18 protein-coding genes are annotated in these 17787 nt (G+C 70.3%); 9 read left to right on the top strand and 9 right to left on the bottom strand.

Going from position 1 to position 17787, the window contains the following annotated elements; translation table 11 throughout:
- Positions 1–113: 113 nt before the first annotated feature.
- Together ACFWIW_RS23370 and ACFWIW_RS23365 are read left to right on the top strand one after the other, a co-directional pair.
- The gene (locus ACFWIW_RS23370; protein WP_378370371.1) at positions 114–638 is read left to right on the top strand and encodes a hypothetical protein; all 525 of its coding nucleotides are present in this window, start codon (positions 114–116) and stop codon (positions 636–638) included.
- Positions 639–654: 16 nt separating this feature from the next.
- Complete coding sequence (locus ACFWIW_RS23365; RefSeq protein ID WP_378370370.1) at positions 655–1281, top strand: maleylpyruvate isomerase family mycothiol-dependent enzyme; 627 nt, start codon at positions 655–657, stop codon at positions 1279–1281.
- A gap of 7 nt (positions 1282–1288) precedes the next feature.
- Here ACFWIW_RS23365 and ACFWIW_RS23360 read toward each other — a convergent pair whose 3' ends face one another.
- Together ACFWIW_RS23360 and ACFWIW_RS23355 are read right to left on the bottom strand one after the other, a co-directional pair.
- The gene (locus ACFWIW_RS23360; RefSeq protein ID WP_378370369.1) at positions 1289–2503 is read right to left on the bottom strand and encodes an MDR family MFS transporter; all 1215 of its coding nucleotides are present in this window, start codon (positions 2501–2503) and stop codon (positions 1289–1291) included.
- The gene (locus ACFWIW_RS23355; protein WP_378370368.1) at positions 2500–3786 is read right to left on the bottom strand and encodes an ATP-grasp domain-containing protein; all 1287 of its coding nucleotides are present in this window, start codon (positions 3784–3786) and stop codon (positions 2500–2502) included. Before ACFWIW_RS23355 ends, ACFWIW_RS23360 begins: the two co-directional genes overlap by 4 nt.
- Positions 3787–3975: 189 nt before the next feature.
- Here ACFWIW_RS23355 and ovoA point away from each other — a divergent pair, with 189 nt between their 5' ends.
- Positions 3976–6246, top strand: a complete 2271-nt coding sequence (gene ovoA / locus ACFWIW_RS23350) for a 5-histidylcysteine sulfoxide synthase (RefSeq protein ID WP_378370367.1) — start codon at positions 3976–3978, stop codon at positions 6244–6246.
- A 38-nt stretch (positions 6247–6284) separates the two neighbouring features.
- On the opposite strand, the gene ACFWIW_RS23345 is transcribed toward ovoA, so the two are convergent.
- Complete coding sequence (locus ACFWIW_RS23345) at positions 6285–6887, bottom strand: TetR family transcriptional regulator (RefSeq protein ID WP_378370366.1); 603 nt, start codon at positions 6885–6887, stop codon at positions 6285–6287.
- A gap of 66 nt (positions 6888–6953) precedes the next feature.
- Between ACFWIW_RS23345 and ACFWIW_RS23340 the strand changes: the two genes are divergently transcribed.
- On the top strand, positions 6954–8507 hold the full coding sequence (locus ACFWIW_RS23340; RefSeq protein WP_378370365.1) for an FAD-dependent oxidoreductase: 1554 nt from the start codon (positions 6954–6956) through the stop codon (positions 8505–8507).
- A gap of 1 nt (position 8508) precedes the next feature.
- Here ACFWIW_RS23340 and ACFWIW_RS23335 read toward each other — a convergent pair whose 3' ends face one another.
- Entirely contained in the window at positions 8509–9348 is an 840-nt protein-coding gene (locus ACFWIW_RS23335; protein WP_378370364.1) for an oxidoreductase, read from the bottom strand.
- A gap of 96 nt (positions 9349–9444) precedes the next feature.
- Here ACFWIW_RS23335 and ACFWIW_RS23330 point away from each other — a divergent pair, with 96 nt between their 5' ends.
- Positions 9445–10347: a LysR substrate-binding domain-containing protein gene (locus ACFWIW_RS23330; RefSeq protein WP_378370363.1), complete on the top strand. Its 903-nt coding sequence runs from the start codon at positions 9445–9447 to the stop codon at positions 10345–10347.
- A 71-nt stretch (positions 10348–10418) separates the two neighbouring features.
- Complete coding sequence (locus ACFWIW_RS23325; RefSeq protein WP_378370362.1) at positions 10419–11492, top strand: GDSL-type esterase/lipase family protein; 1074 nt, start codon at positions 10419–10421, stop codon at positions 11490–11492.
- Between the two features lie 86 nt (positions 11493–11578).
- On the opposite strand, the gene ACFWIW_RS23320 is transcribed toward ACFWIW_RS23325, so the two are convergent.
- Genes ACFWIW_RS23320 through ACFWIW_RS23300 form a run of 5 tightly spaced genes read right to left on the bottom strand, consistent with a single transcriptional unit; the run spans position 11579 to position 14991 of the window.
- The gene (locus ACFWIW_RS23320) at positions 11579–11878 is read right to left on the bottom strand and encodes a hypothetical protein (RefSeq protein WP_005150941.1); all 300 of its coding nucleotides are present in this window, start codon (positions 11876–11878) and stop codon (positions 11579–11581) included.
- On the bottom strand, positions 11865–12092 hold the full coding sequence (locus ACFWIW_RS23315) for a hypothetical protein (RefSeq protein ID WP_007035425.1): 228 nt from the start codon (positions 12090–12092) through the stop codon (positions 11865–11867). The genes ACFWIW_RS23320 and ACFWIW_RS23315 overlap by 14 nt, the downstream gene beginning before the upstream one ends.
- A 46-nt stretch (positions 12093–12138) precedes the next feature.
- Positions 12139–12591 carry an Lrp/AsnC family transcriptional regulator gene (locus ACFWIW_RS23310; protein WP_016334198.1) on the bottom strand — a complete coding sequence of 151 codons (453 nt, stop codon included), beginning with the start codon at positions 12589–12591 and terminating at the stop codon, positions 12139–12141.
- Positions 12588–13730, bottom strand: coding sequence for a M24 family metallopeptidase (locus tag ACFWIW_RS23305; RefSeq protein WP_378370361.1), 1143 nt, complete (start codon positions 13728–13730; stop codon positions 12588–12590). Before ACFWIW_RS23305 ends, ACFWIW_RS23310 begins: the two co-directional genes overlap by 4 nt.
- Positions 13731–13740: 10 nt before the next feature.
- The gene (locus ACFWIW_RS23300; RefSeq protein ID WP_378370360.1) at positions 13741–14991 is read right to left on the bottom strand and encodes an MFS transporter; all 1251 of its coding nucleotides are present in this window, start codon (positions 14989–14991) and stop codon (positions 13741–13743) included.
- 257 nt (positions 14992–15248) lie between these two features.
- On the opposite strand from ACFWIW_RS23300, the gene ACFWIW_RS23295 reads away from it, so the two are divergent.
- The 3 genes from ACFWIW_RS23295 to ACFWIW_RS23285 all read left to right on the top strand — a co-directional run bounded on the left by ACFWIW_RS23295 (position 15249) and on the right by ACFWIW_RS23285 (position 17770).
- Positions 15249–15785, top strand: coding sequence for an NADPH-dependent FMN reductase (locus tag ACFWIW_RS23295; protein WP_240598673.1), 537 nt, complete (start codon positions 15249–15251; stop codon positions 15783–15785).
- A gap of 75 nt (positions 15786–15860) precedes the next feature.
- Positions 15861–16805 (top strand): 5'-3' exonuclease H3TH domain-containing protein, encoded by a 945-nt coding sequence (locus ACFWIW_RS23290; RefSeq protein WP_378370359.1) that lies wholly within the window; start codon positions 15861–15863, stop codon positions 16803–16805.
- On the top strand, positions 16802–17770 hold the full coding sequence (locus ACFWIW_RS23285; protein WP_378370358.1) for a pirin family protein: 969 nt from the start codon (positions 16802–16804) through the stop codon (positions 17768–17770). Before ACFWIW_RS23290 ends, ACFWIW_RS23285 begins: the two co-directional genes overlap by 4 nt.
- Positions 17771–17787: the final 17 nt, after the last annotated feature.

Raw genomic sequence — 17787 nt, 5'->3', positions numbered from 1 at the left:
GGCACACCGCCTCACCACCCCCCCGGTGGTGTGGTTAGGCGGTTACAACCCGCCCCCACCACTCACGAGGCTTTTCATTCGGATTTCATGAACGCCCCATAGCGTCGCCCACCGTGAGACCTTCGACTTCGCGTGCCCGGGTGTGCGTGCTCCTGATCGGCCTCGGCACGCTCCTCTCGGCGTGCCGGGGCGGGTTCCCGATATCGCGTACCGGCTCTCCACCCGAGACGTCCACGTCGTACTCCGCTCCCTCGGCCGAGACCCGGACCCTGACCGTGACGCCTCCGGCTCAACCCTCGTCGGCAGCCCCCGGTCTCGAACCCGCCGCGATCGACCGCGTGTTCCAGGTCTACCTGAACGGGCTGGCCAATCACGACATGACCGCCTTGCGCAGCGGGACCTGCCCGCGCCTGAGGTCGACACTGCTCGGGTTCGAACTCCACGGGCACTACGTCGAGCGCTGGGAGATGCTGCCGTACTCCGTCCCGTCGGGCCAGGAGTTCGTGACGGTCCAGGCCAAGGTCACCCAGCGGAACGCGCGCACCGGCAAACTCGCGGGCGACGTCGTCTATTCCTGGTATGTCGAGCGGAACGAGGACACGAACTACTACGTTTGCGGGTGGCTCGACTACAAGTGACCACAGGAGGCCGCCGATGCCAACGGTCGCGCGACTCGCCAGGGACGAACGGGCGGACTTCGCCGCGTTCCTCCGCACGCTGTCGCCGGAACACTGGGACGCGCCGACCTTGTGTTCGGAGTGGACGGTCCGCGAGGTGGTCGCCCACGTCGTCGACTACGACACCCAGCGTTTCCGCGATCTGGTCGGCCAGGCCGTCCGCGGCGGGCTGCGGCTGAACCGGATGAACGCGCTCGGGGTGGCGCGAAAACCGGACCGCACGCCGGAAGAGCTGATCGCCAGGTTCGAGGAGCACCTTGAACCGCGCGGTCTGACCTCGACGTTCGGTGGACGGGTGGCGCTGCTCGACGGGCTGCTCCATCACCAGGACATCCGGCGGCCCCTGGGGTTTCCCCGCGAAGTGCCGCCGGAGAGGCTGCGTCATGCCCTGGCTTTCGCCCGTTACGCACCGCCGGTCAAGGCAGGCAAGCGGGCACGCGGGCTCCGGCTCGTGGCCACGGACCTGAACTGGTCGGCCGGATCCGGGCCGGAAGTCCGCGGCCCCGGCGAGGCCGTGCTGCTGTCGATCGCCGGCCGGGACGTGGCACTGGACGAGCTTTCCGGTCCCGGTGCGGCGATCCTCGCGTCTAGAATGGACGGTTGAAGCCCGGTCAGCCGACGGCCGCGACCGGAACCGCGGTGGTGGCCATCCGGCGACGGACCGCGTTGCCGAGCAGCAGCTGACCGACGGCCGCGGCCAGGCACAACCCGAGGCAAACGGTCCACAACACAGGTGCGCCCAGTACCAGCAGCTGGGTGCCGCCGAGCGGGGCGACGAAGGCGGCGAGACCCGCCGCCGTACCGTAGGCGCCGTTGTACCGGCCGCGCAGATGTGGCGGCGCGAGCTCGGCCACAATCGCGACGCCCACCGACTGGATCACGATCTCACCGAGGGTCCAGAACACCGCGCACGCCGCGTACGCCGCTGTCGTCGACGCGAAGGCCGTGGCGCCGAAACCCAAGCCCGTCAACAGGATCCCGAACGTGAGCACCCGCGACGGATCCCACCGGCCCAGCCGATGCCCCACGAGTGGCTGCACGACCACGATGACGATCCCGTTCACCGCCATCACCAGCCCGTACCCCGCCGGGGAAAGGCCGTCTTCGCGCATCGCCAGCGGCAATGTGGCCAGGCTCTGCAGGAACACGAACGCCACCACGAGCGAGACCAGCATCAGCCCGGCCATGACCCGGTCGCGCAGGACGACGGTGAAGCCGCCCCGCTCTCGGGGGCCACCGCCCCCACGGGTCTCCGGCACCGCCCGCCACACCAGCAGCCCGAACAGCACGCATGTCGCCGCGTCCACCCAGAACAGCGTCGTGAATCCCGCGCGGGCCAGCGTGCCGCCCAGCACCATGGCGATCGAGAAACCGAGGTTGATCGCCCACAACAGCAACCCGAAGGCCCGGGTGCGATCCGCGCCGGGCACCAGGTCCGCCACGATCGATTGGGTGGCCGGGCGGAACACGTCGAGCGCCAGCCCGAGCAGGAGCGCGGCGACCGCGATGAGTTCGAGGCGTTCGACGTAGCCCAGCACGAGCATGATCGCGCCGGTCGCGAGCATGCCGCCGGTCAGCGTCGCCCGCCTGCCGATGCGGTCGGCCAGCATGCCGCCGATCAGCTGCGAGAACACCTGGCCGATGCCGAGCAGCGCCAGCACGGTTCCCGCCGTCGCCACCGAAAGGCCGCGTTCGCTGGTCAGGTACAGCGCCAGGAACGGCAGGACCATCGTGCCGAGCCGGTTGACCAGCGTGCCCGTCCAGAGCACCCAGAACGACTTCGGCAGCCCGCCGAGCCGGGTCCGCAGGAACCCGGGCGCCGTCATGGTTCGAGCTCGTAGCAGCCCACGCCGTCGAGGTACCGCAGCGTGCCGAGATCACGGAGGACGTACTCCTCGATCTCGTGCATGAACGTGACCACCACCGGGAACGTCGTGTCGTCGACGGTGCGGCGCAACGGTTTCCCCGGTTCGGTCAGCACGAACATCTCGTGGAAGCTCTCCAGCCGCTCGATCTCGTCGAGCACCGTGTACCGGCGGAGCGTGCCTTCGACCGGCGAGAGCAGCGCGGACCAGGCGTAGTGCCGCCGGATCCGGTAGTCCTCGCCCCACCGCTCGCGGAACCTCTCCGGCCGCAGCACCGCGTCCGCCATCCAGTCCAGCTGGGACTCGCCGATCGCGAGCCGCGCCAGATGCGGCAGGTCGCCGCCCGAGAGGCGGGAGCCCACCTCGATCAGCCGCGGGCCCCGTGGGGTCCGCTTGATCTCGACGTGCGCGGCGCCGTGCCGGATGCCGAGCGCGTCGAGTACCGCGAACGCGTAGTTCACCAGTTCGTCGTGTCCAGGCCCGCGCCTCGGCACGATCTGGCAGGCGCCGAGCAGGTCGGACACCCCGTTGATGGCGAAACGCGAGGTCTTCCAGATGTCGCACACCTGGTGCAGGCCGTCCATGCTGACCGTGTTGACCATGTACTCGGTGCCCGCGAGGTATTCCTGCGCGATGACGAGGTCGTTGTCCTCGGAGAACACGTTCTGGCGGCCGGTGATCGTGCGCAGCGCCTCGACGGACCGTTCCGGAGTGTCGCAAAAGGACACACCGTCGCCACCGGCGCTGCGGTTCGGTTTGACGACGATCCGGCCGCCCACTTCCCGGTGCCATGCGGCGAGTTCGGCCTCGTCCGAGGTCGACAACTGCCGTGCGACGGGCAGGCCCGCCGCGGCGACGGCCTCGCCCATGGCGGCCTTGTCCCGCCTGGCCGGGGAAAGCGCGGTGCCGTTCGACGGCACTCCCAGCGCCTCGCCGAGTTCGTCGGTGAACGCGACGGCGTACTCGCCGCCCGCCACGACCGCGACCGGCCGGTGTACCGCCAGCGCGTGCAGAGTCTTCGCGAGGTCGCCGTCGTGGACGATGTTCTCGCGATAGTTGCTCATGGTCGGCGAGGACTGCCGGTACTGCCCGGGTGCGTCGGGCGCGCTCTGCACACGCACACAGTCCGCGCCCAGCGCCATGAACGCCGGCGCGATGTGCCGGGCGGTCTGCGGCAACCCGTGGTCGGCCGTTTCGTAGGTGTCCACGAGCACGACACAGGGCTTCGTCGACAAGAGGTTCACCTCTCAACCGGTGGATCGGGACACCGACGGTTCCAGCATCGCGATCACCGGGCATCTCCCCGCTTGCGCTCTCACGCCGGGCTTCTTCCGGCGCGCGATTCAGCGCACGAATGGAGAGGAAATGACCTTTTCGAAGATGCGACGGTTTCGGCACCCGCCCCCAGTGCCCCAGAACCGAAGCGAGGTCACATGACGTCGACGTCCACCTTGGAACCTTGGGAGAGAAACGCGGTCAAGCACTCCGACGAGCGGCTGAACGGAGCCCGCGATCCACAGTGGTGGTACACCGGGGTCCGTCCCGAACCCGGCCGCTGCCCGGGCGTGGCCGAATCCGGCGAGATCAGAGCGCTGCCACTGCCCGATCTCTCCGTCTGCAGCCGCGAAGAGGTGCTGGACTACTTCGACAACGCGTGGACGCTGCACGAGGTGCTTTTCGCCGGTTTGAAGGGCGCGGAAGCGTTCTACCGTCCTCCGGACCACAACCTCCGGCACCCGATGATCTTCTACTACGGCCACACGACCGCGCTGTACGTCAACAAGCTGAGGGTCTCGGGGCTGCTGGACGCGCCGATCGACGCCTACCTCGAGCACGTCCTGGAAATGGGCGTCGACGAGAACTCGTGGGACGACATGTCGAAGAACGACATGGTGTGGCCGTCGGTTTCGGAGGTGAAGGACTACCGGGCCGAGGTGTACCGGACGGTCGTCGGCATCATCGAGCGCACCCCGTTCGCCCCGGATCTCGGGCGTCCGGTGACGATGGACGACCAGGCCTGGGCCCTGCTGCTGGCGATCGAGCACGACCGGATCCATCTGGAGACCAGTTCGGTGCTGATCCGCGAGATGCGGCCGAGCCTGGTCGAACGGCCCGCCGCGTGGCCCGCGCCGTCGCCTCTGCGCCGCACCACCGAGACCGGTAAACCCGAGCCGGGTTCCGTGCCCGCCAACGGCACCGTCACCGTGCCGGGGCGCACGGCCAGGCTTGGCAAGCCGCAGTCCTTCCCGTCCTATGGCTGGGACAGCGCGTACGGCTCACGCCGTCAAGAGCTGCCGGACTTCGAGGTGGCCCGCTGCCTGGTGAGCAACGGCGAGTTCCACGGTTTCGTCGCCGACGGCGGTTACCGGCGGCCGGAGTTGTGGTCGGCGGAGGGCGAGGCGTGGCGGCGTTTCCGCAACACCAAATGGCCGCGGTTCTGGGTGCCCACCGGGCCGACCGGGCTGCACGCGTTCCGGTTGCGCACGCTGTTCGACGAGATCGACATGCCGTGGGACTGGCCGGTGGTGGTGAACTACCACGAGGCCAAGGCCTTCGCCGCCTGGCGGTCCGAAAAGGACGGACGGGAGTACCGGCTGCCGACCGAAGCGGAGTACTTCCTGCTGCGCGACCTTCCGGAACGTCCCGGGGTCGCGGACGACGTCGTCATGCGGCTCGACGGCGCGCAGCTGCGTGAGACAGGCATCAACCTCGGCCTGGCCTGGGGTTCGGAGGGCCCCGTCGACCACTCGCCGACGACGTCGCAGGGCCTGCACGACGCCGGCGGCAACCTGTGGGCGTGGAGCGAGGACACCTTCAACCCGCTCGACGGGTTCACGCCGCATCCCTACTACGAGGACTTCTCGGTGCCCAGTTACGGCGGTCAGCATCAGCTGATCCTGGGCGGCGCCTACATCAGCACCGGCGAGCTGGGCAGTATCTGGGCGCGGCATTTCTACCGGCCGCATTTCCTGCAGCAGGCGGGAATCCGGCTGGTCGTCGCCCCGGAGTCCACTACGGACGGTGGGGCGCGGGCGGACATCGACCGCGCACTGCTCGGCCAGTACGGCACCGCCGAACAGGTCTTCGGCCGGGCCGGGCATCCGCTGGCCGCGACCGTCGGCCATCCGGACCGGCTGGCCCGGAGGTTCTTCGAGGCCGCCGACGAAGCCGGGGTCGAGCCGCGGCGGGTCGCGGATCTCGCCACGGCGACCGGCGGGCTGGCGTTCTCGCTGGCCGGGCGGCCGATCGAGGTCGTCGGCCTTGACGACCGGCCGGCGTTCGTCGCGGCGGCGGAGCGGCTGGCCGAGGGCTGGGACGTCGGGTTCCAGGTGCCGGGGCGCGGCGAGCCGCACGCGCGGCGGCCGTCGATCGCGCCGGGCGGCGACGTGTCCTTCACCCTCGCCGAGGCCGGGCGCCCACCCGCGTCGCTCGGCACGTTCGACGGCGTGGTCGTGGCGGACGCCTTCGACCGGCTCGGCGACGCGGCGGCCTATCTGCGCCCGCTCGCCGGCTCGGACACGTTCCTGCGCGCCGGTGGGCTGCTGCTCGTGGCGCTCCCCCGGGCGTCGGCCGCCGAGCTCGCGAACGTCCTCGGCGAGGCGTTCGAGCTGCTGTCGGAAGGCACGGAGCCGAGCCTGACCAAGGCCGACGGGCACCGCTACGAGATCACCGACCTGGAGGTCTCCATCTGGCGTAAACGCTGACCCTTGAGGGCGGGCCACCGCGGCCCGCCCTCAGGGCTTCACAAAGCCTTGGCCAGCGCGCCGAACGCCGCGCTCAGCCGCTCGCAGTGGGCGGCGGCGACCTCGGTGAGGTCATCCCCGGCCAGTCGGCGACGCGTCGTCGCCACGGCGACGGTGCGGTACGCGGCGACGATCAGCGCGGCGGCCAGCTCACCGTCACCCGAGAACCGGGTGTCGCTTTCGAGCTCATCGGCCACCTCGGCCTCGATCTCGTGCTCGAACTCACGCAGCCGCGAAATGAGCGCGCGCGACCCGGCGACGGTCCGTGCGAGCGGCTCCCCCGCCTCGCTCAGTCCCGACAACGGATGCCGCTCCTCCGCGAGCGCGAGGGTCATCAGGCGGAACGCCTCGACGACCCCCACACCGTCCGGCCGGTCCCGGATGGTCGCCCGCGCGATACCGACGGCGTCGGGCAGCCGATCGAGCGCGAGGTCCTCCTTGCGGTCGAAATGCGAAAACACCGTCACCTTCGAAACACCCGCGGCGGCGGCGACCTCGGCGACCGTGACGTCGTCGAAGCCGCGCTCCACGAACAGCCCTGTCGCGACCTCGGCGATATGCGCCCGCGTCCTCGAACCGCCCCGGTCTCCTCGCTTCGCCATGTGACAAGCCTACCTTTACTCGGTAACCTTACCGAGTAAGTTTACTCAGTAAGGCTTGGAGTCATCATGAACCGGACCGACGTGATCGTGGTCGGAGCAGGGCCCACCGGCCTGTTCCTCGCGAGCGAACTGGCGTTGCGAGGAGTGCGGACGACCGTGCTGGAGCGGCTCGAAGACCCGGATCCGACGATCAAATCCGGGTCGATCAACGTCGCCACCGCCGAGATCCTGGACCGGCGCGGCCTGCTGCCCGCCGCGGAGGACGTGCAGCACCGTCGCCTGGCCGAAGCCAAGGGCTTCACCGGCGGCCGCTCGAACCGGACGGTGCGCGACCTGACCGACGCGGCGGGCCGGGCCTCCCGCCGGTTCCCCGTCCTCGGGCATTTCGCGGGGATCATGTTCCGGCACGACCTGGTCGACCAGGACGACCCGGTGCTGGCCGCGCATACGGCCGTGGCCAACGGGATCCTGGTGCCCCAGCACGATCTCGAACTGCTGCTCGGCGACCGCTGCGCCCGGCTGGGCGTCGAGATCCGCCGCGGCGTCGAGGTGCGGGATCTACGGAGCGCCGGCACCGGGCTCGACGACGACGCCGACGTGGTCGTCGAGACCAGCACCGGCGACTTCGGCGCCGGATGGGTCGTGGCCGCCGACGGCGGCCGAAGCATCGTCCGTAAACGGCTCGGTGTCGATTTCGCGGGCACCGACCCGGAACTCGTGGGGTATCAGGCCATCGCCGATTTCGACGACCCGGGCGAACTCCGCCGGGGATGGAACTGGACGCCTCGCGGTATCTACACCTACGGCCCGGTGCCGGGACGCATCCTCGTCGCCAGGTTCGCGCCCCAGCCGGAGGACAAGAACGCACCCGTGACCGTCGACGAGCTGCAGAGCGCGGTTCGCGACGTCACCGGCGTCCCGGTGACGATCACGGGGTTGCGGGGCCGGGCGACCCGGTGGTCGGACAACGCGCGCCAGGCACAGGCCTACCGCCGCGGCAGGGTGTTCCTGGCGGGCGACGCCGCCCACGTGCACTCGCCGTTCAGCGCACAGGGCCTGAACCTCGGCATCGGCGACGCGGTCAACCTCGGCTGGAAACTCGCCGCGACAGTCCAAGGCCACGCGCCCGCGGGACTGCTCGACACCTATCACGCCGAACGGCATCCGATCGGCGCGTGGATCCTGGACTGGACACGGGCCCAGGTCGCGCTCATGCGCGGCGACGAACGGACCGCGCAGCTGCGGAAGGTCGTCGGCGACGAACTCTTCGCGGTCCCCGGCGCGACCAACCGCATGATCGCGCTCTCCTCCGGAATCCTGCAGCGGTACGACGTCGCCGACGACTCCTCCGAACCGGTCGGCTCGATCGCCGGGGACGTCGAACTCGGGTCGGGAACGAGGCTCGCCGACCACGCTCACGACGGCCGCTTCGTACTCGTGGACCGCACGGCCGACGGCCGCTACGCCGGATCGGAAAGCCGGGTCGCCTACGTGGCGGATCCCGATCTGGCACAGCCGAGTCTCTTGGTGCGCCCGGACGGGATCATCGCCTGGGCCGACGATTCGACCGACCACGCGCGGAAGCTGCTCGACATCGCGATCCAGCGCTGGCTCGGCTGAGTCACAGGGCGGTGGAGCGGCTCAGCTCCTCCCAAGCAGCCAGCTCCGCCGCCTTCGCCTCGTGCGTGGCTCGCAGCCCGTCGACGGCGTCGTCGCCGAGCGCGAGCCGTAGCGGCGCGTCGTCGCTGTCCAGCACCTTCAGGATCGCGGCGGCGGCCTTCGCCGGGTCACCAGGCTGCGAGCCGTCCATCCCCTCGACGAAATCCCGGATCTCACCCGTGGATTCGCGATAGGCGTCGATCACCCGGGAGCGGTGCAACCGGCTGCCGCCGAACTCGGTCCGGAACGCGCCGGGCTCCACGATCAGCACCTTCACCCCGAACGGCGCCACCTCGGCGGCGAGCGATTCCGACATCGCCTCCAGCGCGAACTTCGCCGAACAGTAAGCCCCGAAACCGGGCGGGCTCTGCTGTCCGCCCATCGAACTCATCTGCACGATCGCACCGCTTCCCTGCTCCCGAAGGTGCGGCAGGACGGCCTTCGTCACCTCGACGGCACCGAAGAACATCACGTCCATCAGCGACCGCAGCTCGGTCATGGTCAGTTCCTCGACGGCGCCGACCGAACCGTGGCCGGCGTTGTTGACGACGACGTCGATCCGGCCGAACTCGGCGAGCGTCGCCCGCACGGCGGCCTCGACCTGCGCCGGATCGGTGACGTCGAGTGCCGCGACGCGCACCCGGCCCTTGCCGAGTTCTTCCAGTTCGGCCAGCGTCTCCGGACGGCGCGCCGTGGCCATCACGCGGTCGCCCGCGTCGAGCGCGGCCAGGACGAGGTGCCTGCCGAACCCGGACGAGCAGCCGGTGATCAGCCAGACGCGGCCGTCGGTTTCCTTCGTCATTCCTGTTTCCTCCAGTGAAGTTCCTGCGCCCCATCGTGCTGACACCGCGCCGGTGCCGCCAACACCGGCTCCCTGGTGCGGCTACAGTCAGAGCCTGTGACCCCCGAGTTGCGGCAGTTGCGCTACTTCGTCGCCGTCGCCGAGGACGCGAGCTTCACCAAGGCCGCGCGGCGCCTGCACATCGCCCAGCAGTCCCTTTCGCAGCAGATCACCGTGCTGGAACGGGTTCTCGGCACGAAACTGCTGCGGCGCGACAGCCGAGGGACCCGGCTCACCGAGATCGGATCGCTGTTCCTGCCGGAAGCCAAAGCGGTACTGGCTCGCAACGACGAGGCGCTGTCCGTGCTGGACCGGGCGGTGCGCGGCGAACTCGGCACGCTGCATCTCGGTTTCCTCACCACCACCGCCAACTACCTGCTCCCGCCGGTGGTGCGCGCGGTCCGCGAGCGGCTCCCCGATCTCACCATCACCACGGACGACACCCAGATCGCGCCGCTCGTCGACGGCCTCGGCAGCGGCCGCTACGACCTGATCTTCACCAGGCCTCCCCTGATCGAGGGCTTCGAGACCCGCACACTGATCACCGAGGAGGTCTGCGCCGTCCTCCCGGAGGGGCATCGGCTCGCCGCCGCGACCGAGCTGAAACTCGCGGAGCTGGCCGACGAGCCCTGGGTGCTCACGCCACGGAGTTCCTGGGAGCCCTGGCATCGCCGCTACGACGACGAGTTCGAGGCGGCAGGCTTCACGCCGCGCGTCGTCCAGCGGGCCGCGACCGTCCAAGGACTGCTCGGTCTCGTCGCCGCGGGCATCGGCGTCACCAGGCTGGCCCGGTCTTCGCACAGCCTGCGCCGGAGCGGGGTGGTGTTCGTACCGCTGACGGGCGACACGGCCCGGACCGTGGTGGCCTGGTCGCCGGAGAACGACAAGCCCGCGCTGCCCGGCGTGCTCGACATCGTGACGGAGCTGGCGGCCGGAACGGATCTGACGGAGGCGGGCTGAGGAGGGCATCGCGACCGTCACACCGCCATGATCACCCTCTCGGGCCACGGGGTCCGTAGAATCCGGTGACGATGCGACGTTTCCGGTGGTGGTGGGGTGCTCTCGCGCTCACGTTCGTGGTGGTTCTCGTCGGGTTCATTGCCTTTACCGGGTCGGAAAGCCGCCCGGGGCAGCCGTCCCCGCGCCAAGGGCCGCCGGGGACGGGGCCGCTGACGGTCGTCGCCATCGGCGACAGCACCGTTTCCGGCGAGGGCGCGGGCGACTACACGCCCACCACCAACGGACAGGGCGGCAACTGGTGCCACCGCTCCCCCAACGCCTTCGTCGAGCAGATCAAGATCCCCGACATCACCGCACGCGTGAACCTCGCGTGTTCGGGAGCGCCCTCGGAGCAGATCGCCTTGGGTGAGGCCAAGCAGTGGACGGAGCCGTCGCAGGCGCGACAGCTCGCGAACCTGATCAAGGACCACCGGGTCGCCGCGGTGGTGATCGCGATCGGCGCGAACGACGAGCCGAAGTTCTCCGCTCAGGTCAACGAATGCTTCAAGGCGTGGTTCTCCCCGCAGAACCCGCCGTGCAGTGCGGCACTCCGCACCACCTGGAAGTCCAAAGTGGACGCCATGGTGCCGAAGGTGACCAACGCCGTCGCCGACGTCAAGAAGGTGCTGGCGCAGGCGGGTTACGTCCCGGCGGACTACCAGCTCGTGCTGATGTCGTACGCCTCGCCTGTCGGCCCGCAGATCCCGGAAGCGCTGCGCAGCCTCAACGGCTGCCCGTTCCGCACCGAGGACCTGGAGTGGATGCGCCGCGACGGCGTCTCGGTCCTGTCGGACGGGCTCAAACAGGCATCGAGGGCGACCAGTGCGCGCTTCCTCGACCTGTCGCGAGCCGGTGCCGGGCACGAGGCGTGCAGCAGCGACCCGGCGAACGAGTGGTTCAGCAGGCTGACGCTGCAACTGCGCGACCTCGGCCAGGTGGACCGCGCGAGCCACGCGCTGCAGGAGTCGTTCCATCCCAACGCGAACGGCCACGCGCAGATCGCGAACTGCCTCAACGAGTTCCTCGCCGCGCGGGCGGGCAACGCCTCGTGTCTCTCCGGCCCCGACGGCAAACTGCACGCCGCGCCCGAGGTGGTCGCGCGCTAGAGCCGGGATCCTCGCCGTGGATCCGTATCGGTCTCGGCCGTTGTGCGCAGGGACCGGGTGGCGAAAGGCGCTCGGCGCACCGGAGGCTAGAGGTCGAGGGCGGCGCGCAACGCGATGTCGATGCGCTCCTGGACCTCTTGGTCGATCTCCGCGATCTTCTCGTCGAACCACGGCCGGTACAGGCGCGTGAGGTTCAGCGTGGATACCCAGTACCGCGCGTCTACGGCGACACCCAGGATGTCCTGTGGATCACGGTCCAGCAGTTCGGTGCCGAGCAGCCACGGCCGCTCGGATTCGTTCACCCCGTCCGAGGACAGCAGGACGACGGTGCGCTGCCGTGCCGGTTCGGTCGGGGGGTGGTACGTCCAGACTTCACCCCTGTGCACGCAGATCCTTCTCCGCGGCGGTCAGCTCGGCCTCGTCCGATTCGGCGGACGGTTCGACCGGGGCGCGCTGCGGGGTGTATCCGGTGCGCACGGCCTCCCTGCGGGCCGCTTTGGACAACCACGACGAGACCGAGATCCCGTGTGCCTTCGCGGCCCGCTCGGCGAACTCGAGCGCACCACTGTCGAGTGAGAGAGTGACCTTACGTGTTGCCATACCTTTTATCGTACCAGCGCCGCGCAAGCCCACCCTTCCTCTCGTCTCACAGGGTGGGCGAGCGTCCCTCGAACGGCGTCGACAGCACCACCGTGGTCCGGGTCGAGACCTTGGCGGATTCGCGGATCCGGCGGAGCAGATCCTCCAGTCCGAGCGGCGACGCCACCCGGACCAGGAGGATGTACGACTCGTCGCCGGCGACCGAGTAGCAGGACTCGATCTCCTTGATGTGCTCCAGACGCTGCGGGTAGTCGTCCGGCGCGGCCGGATCGTTCGGCGTCAGCGAGATCAGGGCCGTGAGCGGCAGGCCGATCTGCTCGCCGTCGAGCCGCGCGGTGTAGCCGAGGATGACCCCGCGCTGCTCCAGGCGGCGCACCCGCTGGTGCACCGCCGACACCGAAAGCCCGACCCGTTCCGCCAGATCGGTGAAACTGCGCCGTCCGTCCGCGGCCAGCTCCTGCACGATGGCCTGATCCAGCGGCTCCAGGGAACCGGTCATGCGTCGAGCACGATCAGTTCGTGCGGACGCTGGTTGACCGATTCGACGCCGTCCTCGGTGACCACGACGATGTCCTCGATACGGGCGCCCCAGCGGCCGGGCTGGTAGATGCCGGGCTCGACGCTGAAGGCCATGCCCGGCTCGAGCGGCAGCGCGTTGCCCTTGATGATGTAGGGCTCCTCGTGCACGTCGAGGCCGATGCCGTGACCGGTGCGGTGGATGAAGTACTCGCCGTACCCGGCCTCGGCGATGATGTCGCGCGCCGCGGCGTCGATCGACTCGGCGGTGACACCGGGACGGACGGCGTCGACGGCGGCCTTCTGGGCACGCTGCAGCACGGCGTACGTCTCGGCGACGTCGGCGTCACGCGGCTCGCCGACCGCGTACGTGCGGGTGGAGTCGGAGTTGTAGCCCTCGGCGATCGGGCCGCCGATGTCGACCACGACGACGTCGCCGCGCTCGATGACCCGCTCGGAGACGTCGTGGTGCGGGCTGGCGCCGTTGGGGCCCGAGCCCACGATCACGAAGTCGGCGTGGGTGTGGCCCTCTTCGACGATGGCGGCGGTGATGTCCGCGCCGACCTCGGCCTCGGTGCGGCCGGGGCGCAGCCATTCGTGCACGCGGGCGTGCACGCGGTCGATCGCCGCTCCCGCGTCGCGCAGCGCCTGGATCTCGGCCGCGTCCTTGCGCATCCGCAGTTCGCGCACGATCGGCCCGGCCAGCGTCTGCTCGGCGTCGCCGAGCGCGCCGCGGAAGGCGAGCACGTGCAGGGCCGGAGTGAAGTCGGAGACCGCCACGCGGCCGGGCTTGCCCAGCCGGTCGGCGACCAGTTCGTAGGCGTTGTCGCCGTCGACCCAGGTGACGATCTCGATACCGAGTTCGTCGGCGGGGACGTCGGCGTAACCGGGGGCCTCCAGCTTCGGCAGGACCAGTGCCGGGACGCCGTCGGCCGGGATCACCAGCGTGGTCAGCCGTTCGAAGGAGCCCCCGGCCTGGCCGATGAGGTACCGCAGGTCCGAGCCGGGTGCGATCAGCAGGGCGTCGGTGTCGGCGGCGGCGGCCGCGGCGCGGGCCCGGTCGAGGCGGGCGCGGAGGCTGGCGGCGTCGGGGGCTGGGTTGTGAAGGGAACGGCGCGACATGATGGCGAGCCTAGTCGGTCGGCGCGCCTTGGCTCACCGGCCGGTCGCCCCCGATCGGGGCGGGATCGTCGAGTCCGCGCCAGACCCGGAAGATCGCCGGGAAGGTACCGGCGATCAGGTACAGGCCACCGAACACGGCGAGCGCGCCGACGAGGCCGATCCCGTCCAGCAGCAACCCGGCGGCCATCGAGCCGAGCGGCATCGCGGCGAGCACCCCGCCCACGAGCAGGCTGAGCACGCGGCCTCGGACGGCTTCCGGTACCCGCTCGTAGACGGCCGGGAGCACGATCGGATTGAGTGCGCCGGCTCCGATCCCGGCGACCACGAGACCGGCGAGCAGGACCGGCGGCGCGGGCTCCAGCGCGAGCAAGGCGAACCTCGGCGCCCCTTCGATGCCGACCGCGACGAGGATCGCCGTCCGCCGGGAGACCCGGTGGCCCGCCCAGCCGTAGATCGCCGAACCGAGCAGCGCCCCTGCCGCGACCGCGGTGATCATCGCGCCGATGAGCGCGGTGCTGTGCAGGACCTGGTCGCCGTAAGCCGGATACAGGACACCGAGCAGCCCGAAGTCGAGGCTGTTGGTGAGCATCAGCATGCCGACCAGCGCCCGCAGCACCGCGTCGCGTTTGACGTATCCCAGCCCTTCGCGCAGCTGCTTGAGGTAGCCGCCCGACGGCGGCCTCGGCGGACCGGCCGCGACCGGGATGAGCGCGAACACCAGCGCCGCGGACACCAGGAGCACACCGGCGTCGACGAACAGGACCGGGATGGGCCCGATCAGCGCGATCAGCGCGCCGGCCGCGGGTCCACCCGCCATCCGGCCGGTCCTCATCGCCGCCTCGACGGCACTCGCCGCCCGGCTCACGCGGATATCGCCGAGTTCGGCGACTCCGGGAAGCAGCACCTGTTTGGCCGTGTCGGCGGGGCCGCGGGAAACGCCCATCACGAACGACAACGCGATCAGCCCGGGCAGGCTGAGCCCCGTCGTGCCCATCGCGAACGGGATCAGGAGCACCGTCACGGTGGTCAGCAGATCCGCGCCGACGCTGGCCCGGCGAGTGCCGACCCGGTCCACCACCGGCCCGCCCAGCAACGCGGCGACCATCAGGCCCAGCACCTCGGCCGCGGTCACGAGGCCGGTCTTGGTGCCACTGCCGGTGCTCTGCAGGACGAACCAGGGAATCGCGAGCAGCGTCATCATCACCCCGGCCGAGGAAATCCCCGAAGCCACGACCAAGGCCCCCAGTGGCACCCGGCTCATGGCGTCTCCGGCCGGGGTTTCCCCGTGAAGTCCGTGGCGGCCTGCCGGCGCGGATGCCGGCCGGTGGTCACGGAACTCGGCTCCGGCGTCCTGCCCCGCAGTGAATGCGACAGCGCCCGCGAGACACGGCCGTCGACCCGCGCGCTCCTCCCCATACCCGCCACCCTACGACCGCGAAGAGTTCTGCGTTCAGTTCCCGAAGTAGTGCGATTCTGGAGTTTGACTTCAACTTAACTGCAGGTTTTACGGTCTTGTCCATGACAACGAACTCGCCTTACCAGCTCGCCGTCGTGATCAGCAGCGTTCGCGAGGGCCGCTTCGCCCCCGTCGTCGCGAACTGGTTCCTCGACCGCGCCAAACAGCGCGACGACGTCACCCTGTCCGTCATCGACCTGGCCGAAAGTCCCGGCGATCTCTCCCCTGGCGTCGCCGGCGCGGACGCCGTCGTCGTGATCGTGCCCGAGTACAACCACAGCTACCCCGGTCCGCTCAAGACCGCGCTCGACGCCACCGGCCCCGAGTGGCACGGCAAACCGGTCGCCTTCGTTTCCTACGGCGGGATCTCGGGCGGCCTGCGCGCGGTCGAGCACCTGCGGCCGGTCTTCGCCGAGCTCCACGCCGCGACGATCCGCGAGACCGTCAGCTTCCCGTACGCCTGGAACCACTTCGGCCCCGACGGCGAGCACGACGACTTCGAAGGCGCCTCGCTCGCGGCCACCACGCTGCTGAACCAGCTGAACTGGTGGGCCAACGCCCTCCGCGACGCGCGCCGGGTGCGCCCCTACGCGGCCTGACGGTATCCGTGGAGGACCCGGCTGGGGGTCGGGTCCTTCACGGACATCCGGGGCGGAACATGGCAGGCTGTCCGCGTGACCGGACCACTCGCTCTCCTCGATTCCGCGAGCCTCTACTTCCGCTCGTTCTACGCACTGCCCGACTCGATGACCGCCCCGGACGGGACACCGGTCAACGCCGTGCGCGGGTTCACCGACACGATCGCGCGGATCCTCGTCGACCGGCGTCCTTCCCGGCTCGTGGCATGCCTCGACGCGGACTGGCGGCCGAAGTTCCGCACCGATCTGCTGCCCAGCTACAAGGCGCACCGGGTGGCCGAAGAAGTCCCGGAGGGCAGCGACGTCGAAGAGGTGCCGGACACGCTGACCCCGCAGGTGCCGATCATCCTCGAACTGCTGGAGGCCTTCGGGATCGCGACGGCCGAAGCGGCCGGGTACGAGGCCGACGACGTCATCGGCGCCCTCGCGATCCGCGAACGGCGGTCCCCGGTCGAGGTCATCACCGGTGACCGCGACCTGTTCCAGCTGGTGCGCCACGAGCCGACGTCCACTGTGGTCATCTACGTCGGCAAGGGCTGGAACAAGGCCGAAGTCCTCGGCCCGGACGAAATCGCCGAGAAGTACGGGATCCCGGCCGGGAACGCCGGTCCCGGGTACGCCGACATGGCCGCGTTGCGCGGAGACCCGTCGGACGGGCTGCCCGGTGTCGCCGGGATCGGCGAGAAGACCGCGGCGAAGCTGATCACCCAATTCGGTTCACTGCAGGAGCTGATCGAGGCGTCCAACGCCGGCGACTCACGAGTGCCGCTCAAGACCCGGCTGCGGTTGACCGACGCCGCCGACTACCTCGCGGTGGCCCCGACCGTCGTCCGGGTGGCGGCCGACGCGCCGGTCGAGCAGTCCCGCCCGGATCTTGTCCCGTCCGAGCCCGCCGACCCGGACAAGGTCGCGGAACTCGCGGAGCGCTGGAATCTCGGCCGTTCGGTGGAGCGTCTGCTGGCCGCGCTCCCGAAGTCATGAGCAACACCGAGGCCGACCCGGCCGAACTGCTGTGCTCCGAACGGCCGGGCGAAGGCGTCACCGTGCTGACCCCGCGCGACGTCCCGCTCGGCGGCCCGCGCGCGATCCGGGTCCGCCGCACCCTTCCGCAGCGGCAGCGGTCGCTGATCGGCGCGTGGTGTTTCGCCGACCACTACGGCCCGCAGGACGTTTCGGCATCCGGCGGGATGGACGTCGCGCCGCATCCGCACACCGGATTGCAGACCGCGAGCTGGCTGTTCAGCGGCGAGATCGAGCACCGCGACAGCATCGGCACCACGGCCATGGTGCGGCCCGGTGAGCTCAACCTGATGACCGCCGGGCACGGTATCGCGCATTCCGAAGTGTCCACACCGGACACCGCGACACTGCACGGCGTCCAGCTCTGGATCGCGCTGCCGGACGAACATCGCGACACCGCACGGGATTTCCGGCACTACGCGCCGCCGCTGCTCGACCTGCCCGGCGCCACGGCGCGGGTCTTCCTCGGCAGCCTCGCCGGGACCACCTCACCGGTCCCGGCATTCACTCCCCTGCTGGGCGCCGAACTCACCGTCGAGCCCGGCGCCACCTTGGCCCTCGACGTCGATCCGGCCTTCGAACACGGTGTCCTGCAGGACATCGGCTCCGTCACCGTCGCCGGAGCCGCCCTCGGCACCGGGGAACTCGCCTACGTCGCGCCCGGCGCCAGGCTCTTGGAGCTGGCGAACCCCGGTACCGGACCGGCTCGGGTGCTCCTGCTCGGCGGGACCCCGTTCACCGAGGAACTCGTCATGTGGTGGAACTTCGTGGGCCGCAGCCACGAGGAGATCGCCGAGTACCGCGAGGCGTGGCAGGCACAGGCGGACCGCTTCGGGCAGGTGGAGGGTTACCAGGGCACCACGGCTTGGCTGCCCGCGCCCGCGCTGCCGCAGGTGCGGATCAAACCGCGGCGCAACCCGTCGTAGGCCTCGTGAGTGGTAAG

It is taken from the genome of Amycolatopsis sp. NPDC058340 (assembly GCF_042723975.1).
Taxonomy (GTDB): Bacteria; Actinomycetota; Actinomycetes; order Mycobacteriales; family Pseudonocardiaceae; genus Amycolatopsis.
The sequence above is the reverse complement of the archived record's forward strand: the minus strand, read 5'-3'. Positions and strand labels throughout refer to the sequence as shown.